Source organism: Helicobacter bilis (genome assembly GCF_900198365.1).
GTDB classification, from domain to species: domain Bacteria; phylum Campylobacterota; class Campylobacteria; order Campylobacterales; family Helicobacteraceae; genus Helicobacter_A; species Helicobacter_A bilis_B.
This window is the reverse complement of sequence record NZ_FZMS01000057.1, coordinates 1-4,149: the sequence shown is the minus strand read 5'-3', so window position 1 is coordinate 4,149 and position 4,149 is coordinate 1. Positions and strand designations below refer to the sequence as shown.

General features: G+C 32.0%; 5 protein-coding genes. All 5 read left to right on the top strand.

Features of this window, described 5'->3' with window-relative positions; translation table 11 throughout:
- The coding region (locus tag C6H08_RS07795) for a phosphotransferase (protein ID WP_104686160.1) at positions 1 to 884 on the top strand (884 nt) is incomplete at its 5' end.
- On the top strand, positions 869 to 1,555 hold the full coding sequence (locus C6H08_RS07790) for an NAD-dependent epimerase/dehydratase family protein (protein ID WP_052099989.1): 687 nt from the start codon (positions 869 to 871) through the stop codon (positions 1,553 to 1,555). The genes C6H08_RS07795 and C6H08_RS07790, both read left to right, overlap by 16 nt.
- Positions 1,453 to 1,884 carry an NAD-dependent epimerase/dehydratase family protein gene (locus C6H08_RS12330; RefSeq protein ID WP_080745662.1) on the top strand — a complete coding sequence of 144 codons (432 nt, stop codon included), beginning with the start codon at positions 1,453 to 1,455 and terminating at the stop codon, positions 1,882 to 1,884. Before C6H08_RS07790 ends, C6H08_RS12330 begins: the two co-directional genes overlap by 103 nt.
- Complete coding sequence (locus C6H08_RS07780; protein ID WP_034579644.1) at positions 1,884 to 2,951, top strand: glycosyltransferase family protein; 1,068 nt, start codon at positions 1,884 to 1,886, stop codon at positions 2,949 to 2,951. The genes C6H08_RS12330 and C6H08_RS07780 overlap by 1 nt, the downstream gene beginning before the upstream one ends.
- Positions 2,952 to 3,041: 90 nt before the next feature.
- Positions 3,042 to 3,623, top strand: a complete 582-nt coding sequence (gmhA, locus tag C6H08_RS07775) for a D-sedoheptulose 7-phosphate isomerase (RefSeq protein WP_034562346.1) — start codon at positions 3,042 to 3,044, stop codon at positions 3,621 to 3,623.
- The last annotated feature ends 526 nt before the right edge of the window (positions 3,624 to 4,149 follow it).

The window sequence follows — 4,149 nt, the reverse complement described above, 5'->3', positions numbered from 1 at the left end:
TATATATATATATATATATAGCAGGACACTCTGGATGTCAGCTAGAAATTATCAATAATCACACGATTCTAAAAACCACTACAAATAAAGACTACAAAGCTAGATTAAAAAAACAATGCGAGAAGCAAATATTATTTGCTAACATGTATGACAACCATGACAAGATTCTAATCCCACAAGTTTTACAGCAATATTGGGAAACTAAGGATAATGAAAAAGTTGGCTTTTCAATGCCTTATTATTATGCAAGTGATTTTATTGTATTTTTTGAAAACGCTACAATTACAAGTATCGCTCAAACCATGCGTATTTTATTGCAATTTATTGAAAATAATTTAAAAGATTCTGTATATACAAGTATAAATAAAGATATATTACATAATAAATACAATGAAGTTGTATCAAAGATAAATACACACAAAAACAAATCTCTAACCCTATGTTTAGATTCTATAAAAAGGGATTTCAAAGAACTTCCAAATGAGATTATCCTGCCGCTTGGAGGATGTCATGGAGACCTTACTTTTTCAAATATTTTATTCTCAAACGACAAGATTATACTTATTGATTTTTTAGATAATTTTATTGAAACGCCCTTGCAAGATATTGTAAAGCTTAGGCAGGATACAAAGCATAAATGGAGTGTAATGCTGTATGAAAGAAGTTATGATAACACTAAAATCGCAATGATTCTACACTACTTAGATGAAATGATAGATAAGCATTTTATGCAATATGAATTTTATAGAAAATATTACACCATTTTTCAAAAAATAAATCTTTTTAGAATCCTTCCCTACGCAAAAGATAATCACATTTTTGATTATGTGGTTACTGAAATTCTCAATCTCAACATAAAGGATACAATATGTCAAACATATTAATTACAGGTGGTGCGGGCTTTGTTGGCTCTCAATTAGGATATGTGCTAAGTAAAAAGGGGCATAGAGTTATATTGCTTGATAATATGTCGTATGGGCGATTAGATAACTTGATTGTAGGTAATGAATTTTTTGGAGAGTTTGTCGGCATGGATATACGCTCAAAAGACTTATTGCATGTAATGAAAGGCATAGATTATGTGTTTCATTTTGCAGGTATTGCACCTTTGCCTGATTGTCAAACAGACCCATACAAAGCTATTGATATTAATGTAGCAGGAAGTGCAAATGTTTTAGAATCTGCACGCTTTAATGGTGTGAAAAAAGTTGTCTTTTCTAGCACTTCAGCAATTTATGAGAATAATAAAGAGTTTCCTACAAAAGAGAGTGATGAAACCTCACCTTATCTCATATATTCCACTTCTAAAAAACAAGCTGAAATGCTATGTCATTCATTCTTTAAAACCTATGGATTGCATATTGCTATCCTGCGTTTCTTTAATGTATATGGACCACACCAAGATATGAAGAGAAAACATCCACCTTTAATTGGCTATATCATTAAAACGCTATTAATGGGGGGGGGGGGCAACAACCAGTCCTTCATTCAAATGGCTTACAAAAAAGAGATTATGTCTATATTGATGATGTTATTTCGCTATGTGAGATTGTGATGAATGATAATAATGTAGTTTATGACACATTTAATGTCGCATCAGGTAAGGCGTATTCTGTTGTAGAGATTTATGAGATTATTGCAAAATATTTACAAACAGATATAAAGCCTATTTTTAGAGACGCAAAGCTTTTTTGGGAAAAGTATCCAGACTTATATGCAGGGGCTTTAAAGCTGCATGATTCTATTTTAGAAAAAGAGGTAAATAAATATGCCTTAGGCAATAATGACAAAGCAAAACAGCTAGGCTGGAAACCTAGCATTGATATGGATCAAGGATTAATTAACTGCATAGAATATGCAAAAAAGATATTTGGAGTAATGTAATGAATCTTATTTTACCGGTCGCAGGACATTCATCAAGATTTCCGGGAGTAAAGCCCAAATGGCTTCTTACACACCCAAATGGGAATCTTATGCTAACAGAAGCAATTAGAGGCTTAAACCTAAAGGAATTTAGTAAAATCTATATTATTTGCATGAAAGAGCATTATGAAAAATATGATTTACAAAAGCCTTTAACGGATCAATTTAAAATGCTAAAATGTGATTCTAAACTATCTATTATCACGCTAGATAAACAAACAAAATCGCAACCAGAAACCGTATATCAAGGCATAAAAAAGGCAAATATATGCGGACAAATCTATATTAAAGATAGTGATAATTACTTTGTAGAAAATCGCGTTAGTGGCAATTTCGTATCCACCTATGACTTAAATGATATGGATTTAACATACGCAAAGAGTAAAAGCTTTGTTATTGTAAATGAACAAAATATTATAACTAATATCATAGAAAAACGCGTGATTGGCTCAATCTTTAATGTTGGTGGGTATGGCTTTGAATCAAGTGAAGAATTTTGTAAATATTATGAGAAGTTAGCACATGAAGATAATTTATATATTTCGCATATTATTTATAATATGATGCTTAGCGGACATGTTTTCTTTAACTCAAAGGTGCAAGATTATTTAGATTGGGGGACAATAAAGGAATGGAATCTTTATAAAAGAGAATTTGCTACACTGTTTGTTGATATTGATGGCACATTAGTGAAAAATTCTGGGCAGTTTTTTACACCAAAATGGGGTGAAACAAACAAGATAGAAGAAAATGTGGCAATGCTAAATAAACTTTATGATACAGGCAAGGTTTATATTATCCTAACCACTTCAAGAACGCTAGATTATAAAACTATAACAGAAAATCAACTAGAAAAAGAAGGAATAAAATATCATCAAATCATCTATGGCTTATATCATGCTAAAAGAATTATCATTAATGATTATGCTAACTCCAACCCCTATAAAAGTTGTGATAGTATTAACTTAAAACGCGATAGCAGTGATCTTAAAAGTATGCTTCAACATATTTTTGGTGATATGGTGTAGCGTTATGTGAATCTAGAGTTACAAATATTAATCCTTTATTATCAAAATTTAAGTAACATTAAGAATATATTGTGATAAGGGGTTATGATTATGGATATAGATTTGGTTACAAATGAGATAAAAGCACATATAGATACTGCACAAAAGGCGCTTGGCTTGCTTGCACCAATACTACTTGAGAGTGCAAAAGCCATCACAAAAGCTTTGCAAGATAATAAAAAGATTCTTATCTGTGGCAATGGCGGGAGTGCGGCTGATAGTCAGCATTTTGCCGCTGAACTCACAGGACGATATAAGCGCGAGAGAAAGGGTCTTCGTGCGATTGCCCTAAGCACTGATACTTCCGCATTGACTGCTATTGGCAATGATTATGGTTATAACCATGTGTTTAGCAGGCAGGTCGAAGCCCTTGCAATGCAAGGCGATGTGGTGATTGGAATCTCAACGAGTGGCAATTCACAAAATATTATTAATGCTCTCGAAGTGGCAAATAAAATAGGCTGTATCACCCTTTCACTAAGTGGCAGAGATGGTGGGCTTATTAAAAATCTTTGTGATTATAGCATTGTCGCACCAAGCGATGATACCCCTCGCATTCAAGAGATTCACATTTTATGTATCCATATTTTATGTGAGCTTATAGAAAAGAGTTTTGCGGAAGCTAAGGTGTAGGTGGTAAAGATTTTTGAAATTTGTTTTATGTGAATGATAGCAAGTTAATATAGGGTTAAATGGCGGGTAATACATACATGTGGGCTATCATTTTCTTCGTATTTATAGGGTTTAAGACATAATTGCTAGGTTATATTTATATTCACTTTTAAATTCTACATATACCCCAAAAGTTGGGGAGTTAGACTTGAAGCATTATCATATTTTGTTGTATGCAGTGTAGTGATACTTAAAAATTTAAAAAATTCAGGAGTGTAAAACAATAAGGAAAGTGGGATTTGTAGCTACTTAATATGACAAGCAAAAGATTTGTATTGTTATTTTCTAACGGAATGCCATTTAGAATCTGCATTCTATGAAAATACAACTCACTCAAACCCATCATCAAGAATCCATGCCCTAAACACTTAAATAAAGCTTAAAGATAAAACAAGATTTCATCTCATTTTATGTAAAAATATCGTTAAATCCCATAAAAATGTTATATTTTTTCTATTGAAATGCAGAAAAATCGTTTTTTTTTTTT